This is a genomic window from Metabacillus sp. FJAT-52054 (assembly GCF_037201815.1).
In the GTDB taxonomy this organism is placed as follows: Bacteria; Bacillota; Bacilli; order Bacillales; family Bacillaceae; genus Metabacillus_B; species Metabacillus_B sediminis.
This window is the reverse complement of the sequence record NZ_CP147407.1, coordinates 2,567,706-2,586,104: the sequence shown is the minus strand read 5'-3', so window position 1 is coordinate 2,586,104 and position 18,399 is coordinate 2,567,706. Positions and strand designations below refer to the sequence as shown.

The window sequence follows — 18,399 nt, the reverse complement described above, 5'->3', positions numbered from 1 at the left end:
CATTGATTTTAAATACATAACTCCCTTTCTTCGTGCCACACTAGTACGAGACAGAAAGGAAGTTTTGCTATGCCTAAATTGCAAAAACTCATCGGTAATATCGAAATCAATAAAGACCTGTTGATGCTGTTAACGATTGGCGGTCTATATTCCCTAAGTATTGCGCTGTCCAACTCCTTCGTAAATGTATTCCTTTGGAAACAGACGGGTGAATTTGCTGACCTTGGTATATACAATTTAACAATTGTCATTATGCAGCCGCTCACATTTATATTAGCTGGACGGTGGGCCAAGAAAATCGATCGTGTGATCGTACTTCGGCTTGGTGTCCTTTTTCTTTCCATCTTTTATATCCTTGTGCTCATCATAGGAAGCCATGCCAATCAATTTTTAGTATTAATGGGAGCCCTTCTTGGAATTGGGTATGGATTTTACTGGCTTGCCTTTAATGTACTGACTTTTGAAATAACCGAACCTGAAACAAGGGATTTTTTTAACGGATTTTTAGGGATTTTAACCTCCTCAGCAGGAATGGTGGGGCCCATTGCGGCAGGACTGGTTATTTCCTTATTTGCCGGTAATAGCGGCTATAAAATCATTTTCGCGATTTCCTTAATTTTATTTGCCTGTGCAGTAGGAATGAGTCTTCTTATAAAGAGAAGACCATCTCACGGACAATACCTGATAAAAGAAGTCTATCTTGAAAGGAAAAATAATCCGAACTGGAAGCTGATTACGATTGCGCACTTCTTTCAAGGGTTGCGGGAAGGTACATTTATTTTTGTGATAGGGGTGTTCGTTTTTATCACCACCGGAAGTGAACTGGCTTTAGGTACGTTTGGAATGATTAACTCAGCGGTTGCTTTTATCGCTTACTATGCAGCATCGAGAGTGATCACGAAAAAAATCCGAAAAAAAGCCATATTGGCAGGGGGCCTGCTGCTTTATTTCTCCATCTTCCTGATTCTTTTTAACATGTCTTATCAAAACCTGCTGATTTATGCAGTTTGTATTGCGATTGCCTATCCTATGCTGCTCGTCCCGTATGTATCGCTTACCTATGATGTAATTGGGAGAGCATGGAACGCGGCTGGTGCCAGAGTGGAGTATATGGTAATCAGAGAGCTGTTTTTAAATGCAGGACGGGTTGTTTCGATAGCAGGGTTTATTGCAGTTGTCATGCTTTTTGATGTTCAGAAGTCACTTCCTGTGTATTTGGCGGTCATTGGAGCAGGACACGCTCTCATTTACCTGTTTGTGAGGAGAATTCATCTGCATGAGCCTGCTGAAACCATTAATAAGGAAGATGGAGAAATTCTTGCTGCAGAATCCAATTTAATGGATGGAGAAAACGGAACTTAACTGTATTCCTTACAATTCTGTAACAATCCAGTGCCAGAGTAGAAATGATACTGAAAAAATAATACAATAGACAAGGCACCCTCACAGGGTGTCTTTCTTTCATCATTCTGGAAAAATGCTTTAAAAGGTGGTGTAAAATGACGAAAGAGAAGAAAAGCAGAAGAAAAAGGTTTATGCCGGTCCGCCTAAATGTCCTCTTCCTGATCGTATTCCTCGTTTTTTGCGGAATCGTTCTCAGACTTGGCATTGTACAGATCGTCTATGGCCAGGACTACCAGAAGGAACTCGACCGGAAAGAAGAAGTCGATGTGAGTTCTACAGTACCGAGAGGGAAAATGTACGACAGGAATTATAGTACTTTAGTGGACAATGAGCCGCTTAACGCGATTACATACACCAGATCTTCGGCGACAAGCCAGGAAAAACGGCTGGCTATTGCTAAAATCCTGGCGAAAATGATTGATCAAAAAACAGATAAGATTACAGAAAGAGATTTAAAAGATTATTGGATGATTACACGTCCTGATGAAGCAGAAAATAAAATAACGGATGAAGACAGACAAAAGGCAGGGGAAGGCAAGATTTCTGAAGACCAGTTGTACGATCTTCAGCTAAGCCGAATTACAAAGGAAGATTTAGCAAGGGTATCTCAAAAAGAACTTGAAATACTCGCTATTAAACGGCAAATGGATGCCGGATATGCCATGACTCCGCAAATTATTAAAAATAAAGGCGTTTCACCGAAGGAATTCGCAACGGTAAGCGAACATCTTGATGAGCTTCCAGGAGTGGACGTTACAACAGACTGGGAACGGAAATATCCATTTGATACAATGCTGCGCACGATGATTGGCAACATCTCCTCACCTGAGCAAGGGATACCAAAGGAGCAGAGGGACACATTTCTGGCTAAAGGATACAGCCTTAATGACAGGGTTGGGACCAGCTACCTTGAAATGGAGTATGAAGATGTCCTCCAAGGTGAGAAGGCACGGGCCAAGAATATGACGGACCGCGAAGGAAATATCCTGGATACTCAAATGATTTCAGAGGGCAAAAGCGGAAAAGATCTAATTCTGACCATGGATATTGAACTTCAAATAGAAGTGGAAAAAATTATTGAGGAAGAGCTCAATGCCGCAAAAAAAGAATCAGGCACTGAGCTTTTGGATCGGGCATTTGTTGTTATGATGGATCCAAGAAATGGAGAGGTGCTCTCCATGGCAGGCAAGCAAATTGTAAAGGATCGCAGCGGGGTGCAAAAAATGAAGGATTTCTCACTCGGTGCAATGACTTCTTCCTATACAATGGGCTCTGCCGTCAAGGGGGCGACCGTTCTTTCAGGCTATCAGTCCGGAGCAATCAAACCCGGCACCACTTTGCTGGATGAACCGCTTTTCATTAAAGGCTCCCCTCCAAAAAAATCACATGAAACCATGGGAAGCATTAATGATCTTGAAGCACTGAAGCGTTCTTCAAATGTTTACATGTTTAAAACGGTCATTGAAATGGCTGGAGGAAAGTATAAGAAAAACGGGTCTCTGCCGCTTGATACAGGGGCATTCAGTGTTCTTCGGAATTATTACAGCCAATTCGGCCTTGGGGTTCCGACAGGAATTGATCTGCCAAATGAAGCAACAGGATATCAGGGCTCAGATGTCACACCGGGATTATTGCTGGATTTATCTATTGGCCAATATGATACATATACCCCGTTGCAATTGGCTCAATATGTTTCGACCATTGCGAATGGGGGCTACCGGATGAAGCCGCAAATGGTCAGGGAAATAAGGGAACCCGCTCCTTCAGAAGGTCTTGGGCCGGTTGTGAAATCCTCTCATCCTGAGATCCTGAATAAACTTGAAATGAGCCAGAGCAATATTGAAAGGGTTCAGGAAGGCTTCAGACAAGTCATGCAGGAGAAGGGCGGAACAGGATATCCATACTTCATGGGTGCAGATTATAAGCCGGCCGGCAAAACCGGAACAGCACAGGCTTTTTATGATGGGCCTGTAGAAAGCAAATTCCTCTCGCCTACCTATAACCTGACGATGGTCGGATACGCCCCGAATGATCATCCTGAGATTGCCTTTTCGGTAGTTGTCCCATGGGCGTACGATAAAAGTTCCAATTCCCATCCAATCAATCGGACCATCAGCAAAAGAATAATGGATAAGTACTATGAACTAAAATCCAAGCATGATAAAGAAAAATTAGAAGAGAAGAATATGGAAAAAATTGAGCAAAAGGCGATAAACAATTAATTAGAATAATTTTCAAGTCCTATTGCCATAATAAGAGCACTCAATCAAGAGTGCTCTTTTTTTGAGAAAAAATGGGACTATCCTTCCCTAAAACCGACAAAAAGCATCACAAATTTACAAAACCTTAACATTTGGTTAAAACCAAGTTAATAGTCTAACGGTATTCTTATTCACGTAGGACAAAAACACCACTTTAGGGGGAAAAGAAATAATGAAAAGCTTGAAATTCATGGCCGTTACTATTATGGCATCTTCTGTACTAGCACTAGCTGCTTGCGGAAATAGCGGAGATACTGCTAAACAAGGCGAAAAAACAGAACAGACAGATAAAAAGCTATCCGGTGAAATCGCAATCGACGGTTCATCTACAGTAGCGCCAATCGGTGAAGCTGTTTCTGAAGAATTTTCTGCTGAAAACCCTGATGTAAAAGCACCAATCGGTGTATCTGGAACAGGCGGCGGTTTCGAGCGTTTCGTTGCAGGTGAAACTGATATTTCTCAAGCATCCCGCCCAATTAAAGATGAAGAAGCTAAAGCTGCTAAAGATGCTGGAATCGAATATACTGAATTTAAAATTGCGAACGATGGTCTTTCAGTTGTTGTAAGCAAAGAGAATGACTTTGTAAAAGAATTGACTGTAGATCAGCTGCAAGAAATGTGGACTGAAAACGGTAAAGCTGAAAAATGGTCTGATATCGATCCATCATGGCCGAAAGAAGAAATCAAATTCTATTCTCCTGGTACTGATTCCGGAACATATGACTATTTCACAGAAGCAATCCTAGAGGCTAACGACAAAAAAGGCAATCCAATGACTAAATCCGCAACACTTTCTGAGGATGACAACGTTCTTGTAAAAGGTGTTCAAAACGATAAAAACGCAATTGGCTACTTTGGCTACTCTTACTACTTCGAAAACAAAGACACTATGAGAGCTGTACCAGTTGTAAATGAAGAAGGAAAAGCTGTTGAGCCATCTAACAAAACAATTGAAGACGGTTCTTACAATCCGCTTTCCCGTCCGCTATACATCTATGTAAGCAACAAATCTCTTCAAGAAAAAGAGCAAGTTAAAGAATTCGTTAAATTCTACTTAGAAAATGCTGCAACACTTTCTGAAGAAGTTGGATATGTTAAACTTCCAGAAGACGAAGCAAAAGAGCAAATGACTAAGTTTGAAGAAGCAACGAAATAATACCTGAACAATCTAATAGGTGAGGAGCAGCAATGCTTCTCACCTTCCTATGTATAGGGAAAGGGGTTTTCAAAAAAATGGCTATGTCAAGCGGTCAATCAATACGCGACCTGATAAAAGAGAAAAAAGCCAAGAATAGTTCTGGCAGATTGGTTGAAAAAGCAGTACCGGTAATTTTATTGCTAACAGCAATTGTTTCCGTTCTTACCACACTTGGAATTTTGTACACGTTAATTGTAGAAACCGTTATTTTCTTCTCGCAGGTTCCATTCATGGAATTCATTACGAAAACAGAATGGCTTCCTTTTGCTTCAGGAGATGAGAATAAGGTTTATGGAATATCTGCATTGGTTTCCGGAACTCTCCTTGTAACCGTGATTGCAACAATTGTTGCGGTACCATTCGGGCTTGGAGCAGCCATATATTTGAGTGAATATGCTTCAGACCGCGTCAGAAGAATCGTTAAGCCGATACTTGAGATTCTTGCTGGTATTCCTACCATCGTTTACGGCTTTTTTGCATTGACTTTCGTCACTCCTCTATTACAAAAGCTGATCCCGGATCTTCCGTTTTTTAACGCGCTTAGCCCGGGAATTGTAGTTGGGATTATGATCATTCCGATGATTGCTTCCCTATCAGATGATGCGATGAGCTCTGTTCCAAACGCCATCCGCGAAGGTGCGCTGGCAATGGGGGCAACAAAATTTGAGCTGGCAATTAAAATTATTTTGCCTGCTGCAATTTCAGGAATTGTAGCGTCTTTCGTTCTTGGGATTTCCCGTGCAATCGGGGAAACAATGATTGTGACACTTGCAGGTGGTTCAAATCCGAACTTTACCTTTAATCCTACAGAAACCATCCAGACGATGACATCTTATATCGTTCAGGCAAGCACTGGGGACGCAGGATTTGGTACAACCCAATATTACAGCATATATGCTGTCGGAATGACACTGTTTGTGTTTACTCTCATTATGAACATCCTGGCTCAATACATCTCACGCCGCTTTAGAGAGGAGTACTAAGATGAAATTAGTCGATCAAGCTCAAGTGGAAAAGAAGATGGGCAGCCGCCTGATTAATAATCAGATCTTTAAAACAATCTTTTTGATTGCCACTCTTTTTTCACTTGTTGTACTGGGAATATTAATGTATCGGATATTCACTCAAGGATATGAATTCCTTTCAGCAGACTTTTTTAATAACTTTGCTTCCAGACGCCCCTCTAACGCAGGGATTAAGGCAGCTTTTATCGGAACACTTTGGGTAATGGGCGTTACGATCCCTGTTGCTCTGATTTTTGGAGTAGGGACTGCAATTTATCTTGAAGAATACGCAAAGAAGAATAAATTTACCAGATTTATTCAGATGAATATTTCAAACCTTGCAGGCGTTCCATCCATCGTATTCGGTCTTCTGGGATTAACCATTTTCGTCCGTTATTTTGAACTTGGAAGAAGCATTATGGCAGCTGGTTTCACAATGGCTTTGCTCATTCTTCCGGTTATCGTTGTTGCATCTCAGGAGTCAATTCGCGCTGTCCCTGGACAGCTTAGAGAAGCATCATTTGGTATGGGTGCTACAAAATGGCAAACAATCTATCGTGTCGTTCTTCCGACTGCGATCCCGGGTATCTTAACGGGAAGTATCCTTGCATTCTCCCGTGCAGTAGGGGAAACTGCTCCGCTTATCGTTGTAGGCGCATTTGCATACGTCAACTACTTGCCAGACGGACTGTTAAGTACGTTTACTGTTATGCCTATTCAAATTTACAATTGGGCTTCCAGACCGCAGACGGATTTCCATGATCTCGCTGCAGCTGGTATAATAATATTGTTTATTATCCTGATTGTAATGAATACAGTTGCTGTGCTGATTCGAAATAAATTTTCAAAAAGATATTAATACAATTTAATGGTTCTATAGGTGAAGGAGGATTTTCGCAATGGAAGTTAAAACAGTTGTGAAAGATAAACAAACATCAGGTATTAGTACAGATACAGCAAATGTTAATAAAAGCGTTGTTTATAAAACAGATAACCTAAATCTTTGGTACGGCAACAATCAAGCTTTGAAGAACATCGACCTTGATGTATATGAAAATGAAGTAACAGCGATTATCGGACCATCCGGCTGCGGTAAATCTACTTATATTAAAACTTTAAACCGCATGGTCGAATTGGTTCCGATTGTACGCACATCCGGAAAAATAATCTACCGCGGACAAAACATTTTCGATAAATCTTACCGTGTTGAAGAGTTGAGAACACAAGTAGGTATGGTTTTCCAAAAGCCAAATCCGTTCCCTAAATCCATCTATGACAATGTTGCATACGGACCGAGAATTCACGGAATCCGCGATAAAAAGGTCTTGGATCAGATTGTTGAACAGAGTTTAAAGGGTGCAGCAATTTGGGATGAAGTTAAGGACCGTCTAAAAGAAAATGCATATGGACTTTCCGGCGGCCAGCAGCAGCGTCTTTGTATTGCACGCTGCCTTGCAATCGAGCCGGATGTTATTCTCATGGATGAGCCAACATCTGCCCTTGATCCGATTTCAACATTAAAAGTAGAAGAACTTGTTCAGGAATTGAAGCAAAACTATAGCATCATCATCGTTACACACAATATGCAGCAGGCCGCACGTATCTCCGACCGTACAGCTTTCTTCTTGAATGGAGAAGTGGTAGAGTACTCGAATACGAATAAGCTCTTTTCTACACCTGCAGATAAAAGAACTGAAGATTATATTACTGGCCGTTTCGGCTAATAGAAAAAAAGCCGTGCTTGTTCAGCGCGGCTTTTTTTGAACGTATGAGATTTGAATCTTTCATGCATTTTCTAAGGAAAAAGAGTAAACTATTGAAATAAAAGAAATAGTTGGAGGTTGACAACATGGTCGTACGTGGAAAATTTGAATTTGATTTAAATACGCTTAGAGAAAAATTAATTGAAATGGGAAGTCTTACTGAGATTGCTTTAGCTAAATCAATCGATGCGCTCGAAAATCAAAATATTGAGAAGGCCTTAGAGATTATGGAAGAGGATGAAGCTGTCGACAATCTGGATGAGGAAATTAATGATCTTTCCATTTTGCTTATTGCGAAGCAGCAGCCGGTTGCGACAGATTTGCGCAGGATTATGGTCACCATTAAAATATCGAATGAAATGGAGCGTATGGCTGATTTTGCTGTAAATATTGCGAAATCTGCTATTCGAATCGGGGATGATCCTCTTATCAAACCGATAGAGACCATTAAAAAAATGCATGCCATCGCAACTGAGATGCTTTCATTATCCATTAAAGCTTTTAACGAGGAAGATGTTGTTCTTGCTAAAAAAGTCGCTGATATGGATGATGCGGTAGACAATCTTTACGGGCAGACAATCAGGGAGCTGCTAGAATTGACGCAGCACAGCCAGGAGTCCATGCCGCAGGTCACTCAGCTGCTCTTTGTAAGCCGCTATTTAGAGAGATTTGCGGATCATGCAACAAATATATCTGAAAACATTTTTTACCTCGTAAAAGGCAGACACTACGATTTGAATAATTAACAAAAACTCCGCTGATTGTCAGCGGAGTTTTTGTTATTGCTTAATGAGATATTTTGCTGCCTCTTCGTTGCTTAACCCAGTAGGGAGTTTATATCCGCCCTGACGAACCTTTGTATGCAGATCTGTTTTTATCAGGTAATCCGCAAATTCATTAGCAGATTTGACCACTTTTCCTCGTTCCAGCTCTTGGGCAATTTCAGCAGTACTTGTTCCTTCATAAATAAAGAATCGGAAAGTTTCCTGTTTTAAAGGGCTTTCCTTTTTTGGTGGTGTCTCTTCCTTTTTGCTGGATGCCGATACAGATTCCTCTTTCGTTTTGACAAGGGTTTCGTATGTATCCCTTGGAACAGATACCTGGCCTTCACTTGCCAGATAGGCAGTTACTTGCTCTTCTGTTGCTTTTTCAGATTCGGCTGACTCTTTAGGTGTAAGAAAATAAGAAATGGAAAGGACAACGGTAGCAGTGATGATTCCGGCGGAGAATGCTTGGATGCCTTTTCTGCTCATGTTAGGATCCTCTCGTTTCGCTTGATGATGGCCTGAACCTGTTTAACAGAAATATTTTCTGATTTTGCAATGGCATCAACCGTCATCCCATGCTTATACTTCGCTACGACCTTTTTCTCAATATGATAGTCTAGCTGCTCTTCCTGAGACAGCGACTGAATGTCATCCTGTAAAATTTCCTCTTCCAAGACTTTAATTTTCTTCTTAAGCTTGTAAATCTCCTGCATGGCTGATAGCTGAAGCTGATCCAGATCCTTTTCGATTTCCTGAACCTTATCCTTCTTCGTAAACGAATACACCAATAAGGCAATCGCTGCGACCAGCAATACCACGATGACTATTTCCATTTAATTTTCACCTTCTATCAAAGTTTTCACTTATTCTTTATATCATAGTTTGTCGAATTTTTTAATGGTTTTTCCTATAAATTATAGGATTTTCGTTAAATTTCACATGTTCTCCTTCCTAGAGTTGTACCATAGTGAAATTTACATTATGATAAAGAAAAATAAAGAAATGAGGAAGAAACGGATTGTATTTCGAACGGGCTCAAGATTCTTCAGATACAGATTGGATAAAGGCAAAACAAATATCAGCCCTGCTGATCACCGAATGGCATGTTTCGGAGGTCACACAACGAGCCTCTCCCATTCTTATGCATGAGGATTATGAGAGCCTATACAAAATAATGAGACTTTCTTTATATGCTAATGGTTCTATTGAGCCTGTCTGCTATGACTATCCGATATATTCCTCATCAGGGAAGATGAAGCTTTATACAAAGTCTGGCTTCCATGCTTTTCAATTAAAATTACTGTTTTTTAATTCCTCCAACATGATGCTGGCTGCAGCTAAAACACCAGATCTCTCCTTCGATCTTTCTAAAAAGACGATTGATTCGTTTCAGACTTATTTTTCCGCCTATACTGATTATGGAGAATGGAAATAACGCAATGAAACCACTCGCAGAAAATTCACCCATCCTGATGTTTTCAACAGAATACCCTCCAAAAATATGGGGAGGACTGGGAACGCATGTATCCCATTTAACACAAGAGCTTTCCTCCGCTGAGATTCATGGATTGTTAGTTACGATACCTGAAGGAATGCATGAGCCAGAATACGAAAGGCAAGACTCCTTTACGATATACCGTCCACAGCTACAGAATGAGGCATACGATAATTCCTACGAATGGATGATGAATATTAACTTAACCTGGATTAAAGCGATCCAATCCCTTCATCAATCATTCAGCCTTGTACATGCCCATGACTGGCTGACAGCCGGAGCGGCTATTTATGCTAAAAAAATGTACAGAATCCCTCTAATTGCTACCATCCACTCCATGGAAACCGGCAGAAAAAAGAGCTTGAAAACTCCCGCTGAAAAAATGATCCATGAAATGGAAAAGAAGCTTTTACAAGAAGCTGATGAGCTAATTGTCTGCAGTAATTATATGAAGCGAGAAATTCTTTCTCAAAAAGCAGATGCCGAAAAAATAACTGTAATCCATAACGGGGCGGCACCATTTTCAAAAAGTTCATTGGGAAATCCTGCTGCATATCCATACATCTTTTCCATGGGCCGCTTCGTGCCTGAAAAAGGATTTGAGGACTTACTCGTGGCTTTTTCAATGATAAAAAGCGAGCTCCCCGCTTTAAAGCTGGTCATTGCGGGGGAAGGTCCGGGTAAAGAAAAGTACGAAGCACTCGCAGAATCTTTGGGTATTCAAAAGGATGTCATATTTCCGGGTTTTATAAAGGGGGAGGAACGGAATAGATATATACAATATGCAGCTGCAGCATGCATACCAAGCCTTTATGAACCCTTTGGCTTGGCCGCCCTGGAACTTATGTCGGCAGGGAAGCCTCTAGTCGTTTCCGATGCGGGAGGGCTTCCTGAGATGGTTGTGCACAATGAGAGCGGTTTGATATATAAAAGCTCCCATATTGAAGATTTAACGCGTTCGCTTCTGGAACTATTAAAATTTCCAGAAAAAGCAGCAGCCATTAGTGTTAAAGCACACAATGAATCAAAAAAATATAGCTGGAGCTCTGCAGCTGAAAAGACAATCCATATATATAAGAAATCAATGCAGCACATGTGAAAGGAAGGAGGTTCATATGAAAGCAGTTATTCTGGCAGGCGGAATGGGCACAAGGCTGCAGCCCCTGACATCAAGATTGCCTAAACCGATGGTTCCTTTACTGAATAAACCTGTTCTCGAATATGTTGTTGAGTATTTGCAACAGTATGGAGTAACCGATGTTTTAATGGCTTTATGCTGGAAAAGCAGTGTCATAGAACAGCATTTTGGAGATGGGGAAGAATTTGGAGTCAATATTACTTATTTAAAGGAAAAAACTCCGTTAGGTACGGCAGGCTGTTTGCAATTAGGAGAGCATTTGCTGAATGAAGCCTTTTTAGTTGTGAGCGGGGATACAATTTCAAATTTTGATTTGCATGCTGCCATCCAATCACATAAAAGTTCAGACTGCATCGGCACGGTTTTTGGCGTCAGCAAAAGTCAGACAGGTGAATATGGAAGCATGATTACCCATTCCTCAGGACGTATTCTAAATTTCATGGAAAAGCCATATCGAACAGAGGTGTATAGCGAATACATCAATGCTGGAATGTATATATTTGAACCTGATGTCTTTCATTACATCTCAAGTGATGAACCACAGGACATTTGTAAAGATATTCTTCCTCTTCTCCTTGAAAGAGGAATTCACATGTTCAAAGCGAAAGGGTATTGGTCTGACATTGGATCTCACTCCGAATACAAGGCAGCTCAGTTTGACTTGCTCGACGGGATTGTTGATCTGTCTCCTAAATGTCTCCTGAATACTGATTCAAAGAATAAAATTTGTATAGGAGAGGGAGCCGTCATTGAGAAAGGTACGGTTTTAGAAGGGCCTGTATTAATTGGAAAAGGCACGATTATAGAGAAGGGATGTAAAATCGGTCCATATACAGCGATAGGCGAGGGTTCTCATATTGCAGCAGGTTCCCGCATTGAAGGATCCATTTGCTGGAGTCATCAGCAAATTCACTCCTGTACTCATGTCATCGGTTCTGTTTTGGGAAGCTTTTGTGAAATAAAAGCTTTTAGTGTACTCAATAACGGCTCGGTTTTAGGGGAAAATGTAGTGATGGAGGGGGAAAATGTGGTCAAGGAGCACGTGAGGGTGTGGCCGGCAACCAGGGTTGCTAAAGGAACACATCTAGAAGATACCTTTTCTGCGAAATACTTTCCGGAAAAAGAGGTTTTTTGCTCAAAAGGACGCATTGATTTTTCCATGGAAGAAGGCGGGACGATAAAAGCAGTTAAACTGGCACAGGCGTTCTCAGCTGCATGCGGAAAAACCGGTGTAATTGCAGCAAGTGACGGCAGTGCCCTTTCTGCTTTAGTAACCAATCTCTTTACTGATTCCTTACGATCGTTTGGCTGCCCCATATACTTAGAAGAAGATCCAGTTCCACCATCTGCGCTTAGGTATGGATGCTATAAATTTCACCGCATGGGTGCATATGCATTCTCTACAGGTCAAGTATGCAGCATTTTGCTATTCGATGGAGCAGGGCAGGTCCTGCCTGCAGAAATGGAAAAGTCGATTGAATCGCATTATTCCAAAGCTACACTCGTTTCAAGTAAAATTACCGGCACGAAAACAAGAATCTCCGGCTTGGCAAAAGAACAAGATCACTCTCTTCGGTCTGAGGGAATTGGGGAGAGCTCAAATTCAGGGCCGAGTTACGGTTTAGAAATGGATTCCCTTTCCTATCGATTCTACCGGGATTTGATGGAGGAATCCTTCATTGTAAAATTAGAACCTGCAGATTTTAGTAAAGGGCCGGCTTTGATTTTTCGGCTGAATGAGCGGGAACAGACATTGGAATTAAAAGGAGCACATGGGGATTTGCCGATCACTCCCTCAATCATAAGCGAAATCTTTAATCACCGCTTTAAGCTGCCTGAAGTGGAAACCCCGATACAGCTGCTCGCATCCCTGCTAAAAGAAATAGAAGAGGACTCCTTGCACAAAGAAAAGCTATGCCTTTATTCTAAAGCCGCCTGCCAGCATGTATCCTGCCGCTCCGGGCATGAAAGCAGGGTACTGAGCCGTTTAATTTCAGATGAAGAGTTTGACCGGATCAGACTATCTGAAGGAATTAATATTCACCACGGCGAAGGCAATTGGACCAGAATCGCTTCCTTGAAGAATGAATCTGTTTTATCCATCATTACAATGGATCAGCGGCCTGAAGAAGCATTGAAAACAAATGAGGTTTATTCAAAAAAAATAAAACACTTTCAAAAATAAAAATTAAGTGGAATTTTTTGATCTTCAGTGGTATGATGTTAAAGTCTGATTAGATTTAACGATTGAACAGTTTGGAGGGATAATCATGCGTGTGAATATTACACTTGCTTGCACTGACTGTGGTGAGCGTAACTATATCTCTAAAAAGAATAAACGTAATAACCCGGATCGTATGGAGCTTAAAAAATATTGCTCCAGAGAGAAAAAAATGACAGTGCACCGCGAAACAAAGTAAGCAGCAGGGGATTAATTCCTGCTGTTTTTTTATTGGATTTTTACTGTGAATGTAAAAGCTTGAATATATAATAGAATAAGTACATATAAAAGCGGTGAGTAGAATGAAGAAAACAAACTTGCGGGAGCAGATGAAAATCCAGCTTCAGAAAATGGACGATGTTCAATACCATAAGTACTCTCAATTAATCGAACAGCAATTTCTGCTATCCCCCCTTTGGAAAAAAGCCGGAACAATCGGGTTAACGATTTCACAAAATAGGGAACCAAATACAAGGAGCATCATTGAAAAAGGCTGGAAAGAGGGAAAGCGAATGGCGGTTCCTAAATGTTTTCCGTTAAAGAAAGAGATGGAATTCAGGGTAATTACATCATTTAACCAGCTTGAAACGGTCTATTACGGGCTGCAAGAGCCTATTCCGAGTAAGACGGATCCAGTAGAGAAATGTGACGTGGATGTGATGGTCGTACCAGGTCTATGCTTTGACAGCAGAGGCTATCGAATTGGCTACGGCGGAGGATATTATGACCGTTACTTGCACAATTTCACCGGCGACACAGTGTCGCTTGCCTTTTCCTGTCAGGTTCTTCCTTTTGTTCCTTCCGAAATTTTTGATGTACCAGTTAAAAGGATCATAACTGAAAAAGAGGTGCTTCATTGCCGTGAGTAATCCCATACATATTCTAGGACTTTTATTAATTGGATTGATTTCACTGGCAGGATGGAAAATCAAGTCTTTGACTTTAAGCGGAGCAGCGGCTGCATGTCTGACTGGACTGTTAATTTATCTTGGGTATGGCTTTCATGGACTTTTTTTGCTAGGAGCATTTTTTTCCAGTTCAAGTCTGCTAAGTAAATATAAGCGGAATAAGAAGAAAGTGCTGGATGAAATGCTGGAAAAGGGTGATCGCCGGGATTCTGTCCAGGTAATTGCAAATGGAGGCATTTCATCAATTGCCAGTTTTTTGTTCTGGCTGACCGGAGCAGATCTATGGACGGCTGTTTTCTGTACATCGATAGCTGCAGCAAATTCAGATACATGGGCATCTGAAATTGGCACACTTAGCAAAAAAGCTCCCCGCATGCTGCTGTCTCTAAAGAAGACAGTTCGGGGAACGTCCGGAGCAGTCTCATTATTAGGTACCGCAGCAGCAGCAGCAGGCGCTGGTTTTATCGCTATTCTTTCTGTTTTTGTGTTTAATCTGGACTGGCAGTGGGGAGTAATGATTGCGCTGATTGGTTTTGGTGGAAACCTTGCGGATACGCTGCTGGGAGGGACTGTACAAGTAAAGTACGAATGTCCTGTATGCAAAGAGGTAACGGAAAAGAAAATCCATTGCGGAGTAAAAGGCCGTGTCGTTCAAGGATACTCATTTTTTAATAATGATGTCGTGAATATGATCTCCATATGTATGGCAGCTGCTTTGTCAGCAGGAGTAGTTATCCTGCTCTAAACGACAGCCTGGCTAAAAAAACCCCAGATGCGGATAAAATTAGGAATCGTGGCAAACAGTATGAGCAGGAGGGATTTTTATGAACCGATTAATAGGCTACCTGCTTGTTTTGTTTGGAGGTTATCTTTTATTTCAATCCAGATACCGTATACTGAACCTCATTCTCGGAAACCAGGCAATGCGCGCATTTTTCATCCGGCTTTCCTTAAGAATTCCATTTGTAAGAGATAAGTTTCTGCACAAAGCATTCTTTTAAAATGTTTGAGACTGTTATTATAAAGAAGGTTTAGGCACTTTAGTGCAATTAAGTGCGAGACCCCCCAGGCGGTGTGCATGGGAAGGGTCCGCATTTGCCTGCAATGCCCTGGAAGCAAGTATTTTGAAACGTAAATCAACCACATTCATAGCACAAAGAATCGGTATCAGAATTTCATCTGATGCTTTTTTTATTTAAGGAATTAAAAAATGACTCGCTATGGATTCGTTTGATTCGGCTGATCTTCGTACTTTGCTTGAAAGCAAGTGTTAACCCTTTCTATTTGAAGGAATGTCCTGATATAATATCCATAACAAAAATGGGATCTGGAGAGGTTGCAATGGCGCTAGAGCAGGATGTTTTTTATTGGAGTATCATCGGTCAGCTGCTGGACGGTAAGTACCGCATTGTGACGATGGCAGAGGATCATAATGAAGTGTGGCTGGAGAGCCAGCGCAGTGCTGATTTCCAGCTTGTCCGATTTGTAAGAATGGATGCAGATTGGGGAAATAGGCTGGAGCAGGATATGGAACGCGCTGCGCACATGTTTGAGGAAATCCGGAAAAATGCCGGAAGAAAATCCATGAACATTCTTAACATCTATATTTCTGCTTACGCTCCGGTAGATGAGTGGGAGCATCTTGTCGAAAAGCCTTATTCCCGTGGAAATATTGTACTTAAAAATGTGGTTATTTCTGATGAAAAAAGGTCTGAAGGAATGATTTCAATGGAGGATATGCTTTCTGTCCGCCTGGAAAAAGAACTCCCGGAAATTACAGATTACGAGGAGCTCCATTCGTATAGGCTTAAGGTGTTAGAAAAAGAAAACACGCGGGTAACTCAGGAAAGAAAGCTGTTTGAGTATGGAAAACCAAGATTTACTAAATTACTCCTTGCGATCCAAATCGTTGTGTTTATTCTTATGGAGCTGGCAGGGGGGAGCCAAAATAATCAGACGCTGGTTAACTTTGGTGCTAAATTTAATCCTTATATTATGGAAGGTGAATGGTGGAGGCTTATTACGCCCATGTTCCTTCACATTGGCTTTATTCATCTTTTAATGAACTCAATGGCGCTTTATTTCATTGGAGAAGCAGTTGAGAAAATGTTCGGCTCTGCCAGGTTTTTAATGATTTATTTCTTTTCTGGAATTATGGGGACTCTAGCAAGCTTTGCATTTAATACGTCGATTTCAGCTGGTGCTTCGGGAGCCATTTTCGGCTGCTTTGGTGCTCTGCTTTATCTTGGCGTCGTTCAGCGCGATTTATTTTTGCGTACGATCGGACCAAACATCCTGGTGGTGATTGGCATCAACCTTGCTTTAGGTTTCACAATCTCCAATATTGATAATGCAGGACACATAGGCGGACTTATCGGCGGCATGGCTGCAGCATTTGCTGTGCAGCTGCCTTCCCAGTCTAAATCGGCAAGACAGGGCTTGGCTGCCGCAGCAGGACTGGTTCTCGCTGTTTCTCTTGCTGCGTTCGGATACTCAAGATGGTAACATGCTATAGTTGTAAGGCTGCCGGGGATTCCTGCAGCCTTTTGAACGGTTTGTATCTGCATAAATTCAGGCTTTTTTTTCTTGACTACACAAACATTCTCCGATACCTTATATATGGACGTACTTGTGCATTAAACGAGGTGAAGGCTTGAATACAGTTTATGATGTCCGACAGCTTTTAAAGAAGTACGGGACAATTATTTATATCGGGGACCGGGTTGCTGATCTCGAACTTATGGAAGATGAGGTCAGGCAGCTTTATGAATCAAAACTGATTGAAACACAGGTTTTTCAGATGGCTCTTTTAATCCTTCGCCATGAAGCACAGATCGAGCGGGAGAAAAGAGAAAGGTAATCAATGAAAATTTGTGCAAGCGGTTTCCTTAACTTATAAGACAAAGGACTGAGAGACATGAGCGAGAAGTGGCTGGTTGGTGTAGATTTGGGAGGAACCACAATTAAAATGGCTTTTATTTCTCTATACGGAGAAATGGTTAGCAAATGGGAAATCCCTACTGATAAAACTGGAAAAACGATTACAATGGATATTGCGAAAGCGATTGATGCAAAATTGCAGGAACTTGGAGAAACAAAATCCAGATTGGCGGGAATTGGAATGGGCGCTCCTGGACCTGTTGATCTTGCATCAGGACTTGTTTATCAAACGGTCAATCTAGGCTGGCTGAACTATCCGCTTAAAGATCATCTAGAGGTGGAAACAGGCCTACCGGCTGTTATCGATAATGATGCGAACATTGCAGCGATTGGAGAAATGTGGAGAGGTGCAGGCGACGGAGCGAAGGATGTCATTTTAGTGACTCTAGGAACGGGAGTCGGCGGCGGTATTATCTCAAATGGAAATGTCATCCATGGCGTAAATGGTGCAGGCGGAGAAATTGGGCACATTACGTCTATCCCTGAGGGTGGAGCCCCTTGCAACTGCGGTAAAACAGGCTGTCTTGAGACTGTAGCTTCGGCAACGGGGATTGTCAGAATTGCCAAAGAAAAGCTGGGTGAGTCTGATCAGGAGAGCCTGTTAAGGAATGCCTGGAAGGAAACAGGAGAAATTACTTCTAAAGACGTTTTTGAGTTTGCAGCTAAAGGGGACGCAATCGCTCAGGAAACTGTGGAATTTGTGACCTTTCATCTTGGACTCGCGCTTTCCAGTCTTGCTAACGGGCTGAACCCGGAGAAAATCGTCATTGGAGGCGGAGTATCAAAAGCTGGGGAATACTTGAGGGTGCATGTAGAGAAGTACTTTAAGAAATATGCTTTCCCAAGAGTAGCCGAAGGTGCAGCTATTGAAATTGCCACTCTTGGAAATGATGCTGGTGTAATCGGCGGAGCGTGGCTTGCAAAAACTTTACTCACTGAATATTAATGGGGAAAAGCGCATATGTGCATATTAAAGAGGAGCCTTGCATAAGGCTCCTCTTTTGTGAGAGAGAAAAAGGCTTTTCTCAAGAGACTTCATTCTAATATACAGTTTTATGAATGAAAGAAACGTTCAAACTAATCCTCTGCCTGCTGCTTAGTAAAGCAATGAAAATAGTCTCCTTAACGAATATGTAATAAAAAACAAAAAGTTTTTAACAAGCTGTCATACAAACTGGTTTGCCCTTATTCTGCAAGGGGTAAAGATTACAGTCAAAATATAATTCTACCATTACAATGTAATGTACGTATTAAAAGCATTGATTTTTTGTAAACGAAGTATTAAGATATGATTTAGCTT

19 protein-coding genes are annotated in these 18,399 nt (G+C 41.5%); 17 read left to right on the top strand and 2 right to left on the bottom strand.

The genetic code is table 11. From position 1 onward, the window contains the following. The first annotated feature begins 69 nt into the window (after positions 1-69). The 7 genes from WCV65_RS13560 (at position 70) to phoU (ending at position 8,376) form a co-directional block, all read left to right on the top strand. Positions 70-1,362: an MFS transporter gene (locus WCV65_RS13560; RefSeq protein WP_035403900.1), complete on the top strand. Its 1,293-nt coding sequence runs from the start codon at positions 70-72 to the stop codon at positions 1,360-1,362. Positions 1,363-1,499: 137 nt separating this feature from the next. Next, a complete protein-coding gene (locus WCV65_RS13555; protein WP_338777140.1) occupies positions 1,500-3,626 on the top strand; it encodes a penicillin-binding protein 2 in 2,127 nt (708 codons plus the stop codon). Between the two features lie 211 nt (positions 3,627-3,837). Beyond that, positions 3,838-4,821, top strand: coding sequence for a PstS family phosphate ABC transporter substrate-binding protein (locus WCV65_RS13550; protein WP_338777139.1), 984 nt, complete (start codon positions 3,838-3,840; stop codon positions 4,819-4,821). A 77-nt stretch (positions 4,822-4,898) separates the two neighbouring features. Continuing rightward, positions 4,899-5,846, top strand: a complete 948-nt coding sequence (gene pstC, locus WCV65_RS13545; protein ID WP_035403906.1) for a phosphate ABC transporter permease subunit PstC — start codon at positions 4,899-4,901, stop codon at positions 5,844-5,846. A gap of 1 nt (position 5,847) precedes the next feature. Beyond that, the gene (gene pstA / locus WCV65_RS13540) at positions 5,848-6,726 is read left to right on the top strand and encodes a phosphate ABC transporter permease PstA (protein WP_035403908.1); all 879 of its coding nucleotides are present in this window, start codon (positions 5,848-5,850) and stop codon (positions 6,724-6,726) included. A gap of 40 nt (positions 6,727-6,766) precedes the next feature. Then, entirely contained in the window at positions 6,767-7,591 is an 825-nt protein-coding gene (pstB, locus tag WCV65_RS13535; protein ID WP_035403910.1) for a phosphate ABC transporter ATP-binding protein PstB, read from the top strand. Between the two features lie 125 nt (positions 7,592-7,716). Next, positions 7,717-8,376, top strand: coding sequence for a phosphate signaling complex protein PhoU (gene phoU, locus WCV65_RS13530; RefSeq protein ID WP_035403912.1), 660 nt, complete (start codon positions 7,717-7,719; stop codon positions 8,374-8,376). A 33-nt stretch (positions 8,377-8,409) separates the two neighbouring features. Here the strand turns inward: phoU and WCV65_RS13525 are convergent, their stop codons facing one another. Both WCV65_RS13525 and WCV65_RS13520 read right to left on the bottom strand, forming a co-directional pair. Then, positions 8,410-8,883, bottom strand: coding sequence for a hypothetical protein (locus WCV65_RS13525; RefSeq protein WP_338777136.1), 474 nt, complete (start codon positions 8,881-8,883; stop codon positions 8,410-8,412). Further along, on the bottom strand, positions 8,880-9,230 hold the full coding sequence (locus WCV65_RS13520; protein ID WP_035403916.1) for a hypothetical protein: 351 nt from the start codon (positions 9,228-9,230) through the stop codon (positions 8,880-8,882). Before WCV65_RS13520 ends, WCV65_RS13525 begins: the two co-directional genes overlap by 4 nt. Before the next feature lie 185 nt (positions 9,231-9,415). Here WCV65_RS13520 and WCV65_RS13515 point away from each other — a divergent pair, with 185 nt between their 5' ends. The 10 genes from WCV65_RS13515 to WCV65_RS13470 all read left to right on the top strand — a co-directional run bounded on the left by WCV65_RS13515 (position 9,416) and on the right by WCV65_RS13470 (position 18,045). Then, positions 9,416-9,832, top strand: a complete 417-nt coding sequence (locus tag WCV65_RS13515) for a hypothetical protein (RefSeq protein ID WP_035403918.1) — start codon at positions 9,416-9,418, stop codon at positions 9,830-9,832. A gap of 4 nt (positions 9,833-9,836) precedes the next feature. Next, a complete protein-coding gene (locus tag WCV65_RS13510) occupies positions 9,837-10,991 on the top strand; it encodes a glycosyltransferase family 4 protein (RefSeq protein WP_051860469.1) in 1,155 nt (384 codons plus the stop codon). Between the two features lie 16 nt (positions 10,992-11,007). Then, positions 11,008-13,215, top strand: coding sequence for a sugar phosphate nucleotidyltransferase (locus WCV65_RS13505; RefSeq protein WP_338777135.1), 2,208 nt, complete (start codon positions 11,008-11,010; stop codon positions 13,213-13,215). Positions 13,216-13,300: 85 nt separating this feature from the next. Then, positions 13,301-13,450 (top strand): 50S ribosomal protein L33, encoded by a 150-nt coding sequence (gene rpmG, locus WCV65_RS13500; RefSeq protein ID WP_035403921.1) that lies wholly within the window; start codon positions 13,301-13,303, stop codon positions 13,448-13,450. 103 nt (positions 13,451-13,553) lie between these two features. After that, positions 13,554-14,120: a 5-formyltetrahydrofolate cyclo-ligase gene (locus WCV65_RS13495; RefSeq protein WP_338777134.1), complete on the top strand. Its 567-nt coding sequence runs from the start codon at positions 13,554-13,556 to the stop codon at positions 14,118-14,120. Further along, positions 14,113-14,904, top strand: a complete 792-nt coding sequence (locus WCV65_RS13490) for a DUF92 domain-containing protein (RefSeq protein ID WP_338777133.1) — start codon at positions 14,113-14,115, stop codon at positions 14,902-14,904. The genes WCV65_RS13495 and WCV65_RS13490 overlap by 8 nt, the downstream gene beginning before the upstream one ends. Before the next feature lie 79 nt (positions 14,905-14,983). Further along, the gene (locus WCV65_RS13485) at positions 14,984-15,160 is read left to right on the top strand and encodes a hypothetical protein (protein ID WP_197491563.1); all 177 of its coding nucleotides are present in this window, start codon (positions 14,984-14,986) and stop codon (positions 15,158-15,160) included. 340 nt (positions 15,161-15,500) lie between these two features. After that, on the top strand, positions 15,501-16,664 hold the full coding sequence (locus tag WCV65_RS13480; protein WP_338777132.1) for a rhomboid family intramembrane serine protease: 1,164 nt from the start codon (positions 15,501-15,503) through the stop codon (positions 16,662-16,664). 148 nt (positions 16,665-16,812) lie between these two features. Next, positions 16,813-17,019, top strand: a complete 207-nt coding sequence (locus WCV65_RS13475; RefSeq protein ID WP_035403929.1) for a YqgQ family protein — start codon at positions 16,813-16,815, stop codon at positions 17,017-17,019. Between the two features lie 57 nt (positions 17,020-17,076). Continuing rightward, positions 17,077-18,045 carry an ROK family glucokinase gene (locus WCV65_RS13470; RefSeq protein WP_035403931.1) on the top strand — a complete coding sequence of 323 codons (969 nt, stop codon included), beginning with the start codon at positions 17,077-17,079 and terminating at the stop codon, positions 18,043-18,045. The last annotated feature ends 354 nt before the right edge of the window (positions 18,046-18,399 follow it).

Bases quoted from the DNA above. Each gene is read 5' to 3' on its own strand.
- WCV65_RS13560 (WP_035403900.1), top strand. From the start codon at position 70: ATGCCTAAATTGCAAAAACTCATCGGTAATATCGAAATCAATAAAGAC.
- WCV65_RS13555 (WP_338777140.1), top strand. From the start codon at position 1,500: ATGACGAAAGAGAAGAAAAGCAGAAGAAAAAGGTTTATGCCGGTCCGC.
- WCV65_RS13550 (WP_338777139.1), top strand. From the start codon at position 3,838: ATGAAAAGCTTGAAATTCATGGCCGTTACTATTATGGCATCTTCTGTA.
- pstC (WP_035403906.1), top strand. From the start codon at position 4,899: ATGGCTATGTCAAGCGGTCAATCAATACGCGACCTGATAAAAGAGAAA.
- pstA (WP_035403908.1), top strand. From the start codon at position 5,848: ATGAAATTAGTCGATCAAGCTCAAGTGGAAAAGAAGATGGGCAGCCGC.
- pstB (WP_035403910.1), top strand. From the start codon at position 6,767: ATGGAAGTTAAAACAGTTGTGAAAGATAAACAAACATCAGGTATTAGT.
- phoU (WP_035403912.1), top strand. From the start codon at position 7,717: ATGGTCGTACGTGGAAAATTTGAATTTGATTTAAATACGCTTAGAGAA.
- WCV65_RS13525 (WP_338777136.1), bottom strand. From the start codon at position 8,883: ATGAGCAGAAAAGGCATCCAAGCATTCTCCGCCGGAATCATCACTGCT.
- WCV65_RS13520 (WP_035403916.1), bottom strand. From the start codon at position 9,230: ATGGAAATAGTCATCGTGGTATTGCTGGTCGCAGCGATTGCCTTATTG.
- WCV65_RS13510 (WP_051860469.1), top strand. From the start codon at position 9,837: ATGAAACCACTCGCAGAAAATTCACCCATCCTGATGTTTTCAACAGAA.
- WCV65_RS13505 (WP_338777135.1), top strand. From the start codon at position 11,008: ATGAAAGCAGTTATTCTGGCAGGCGGAATGGGCACAAGGCTGCAGCCC.
- rpmG (WP_035403921.1), top strand. From the start codon at position 13,301: ATGCGTGTGAATATTACACTTGCTTGCACTGACTGTGGTGAGCGTAAC.
- WCV65_RS13495 (WP_338777134.1), top strand. From the start codon at position 13,554: ATGAAGAAAACAAACTTGCGGGAGCAGATGAAAATCCAGCTTCAGAAA.
- WCV65_RS13485 (WP_197491563.1), top strand. From the start codon at position 14,984: ATGAACCGATTAATAGGCTACCTGCTTGTTTTGTTTGGAGGTTATCTT.
- WCV65_RS13480 (WP_338777132.1), top strand. From the start codon at position 15,501: ATGGCGCTAGAGCAGGATGTTTTTTATTGGAGTATCATCGGTCAGCTG.
- WCV65_RS13470 (WP_035403931.1), top strand. From the start codon at position 17,077: ATGAGCGAGAAGTGGCTGGTTGGTGTAGATTTGGGAGGAACCACAATT.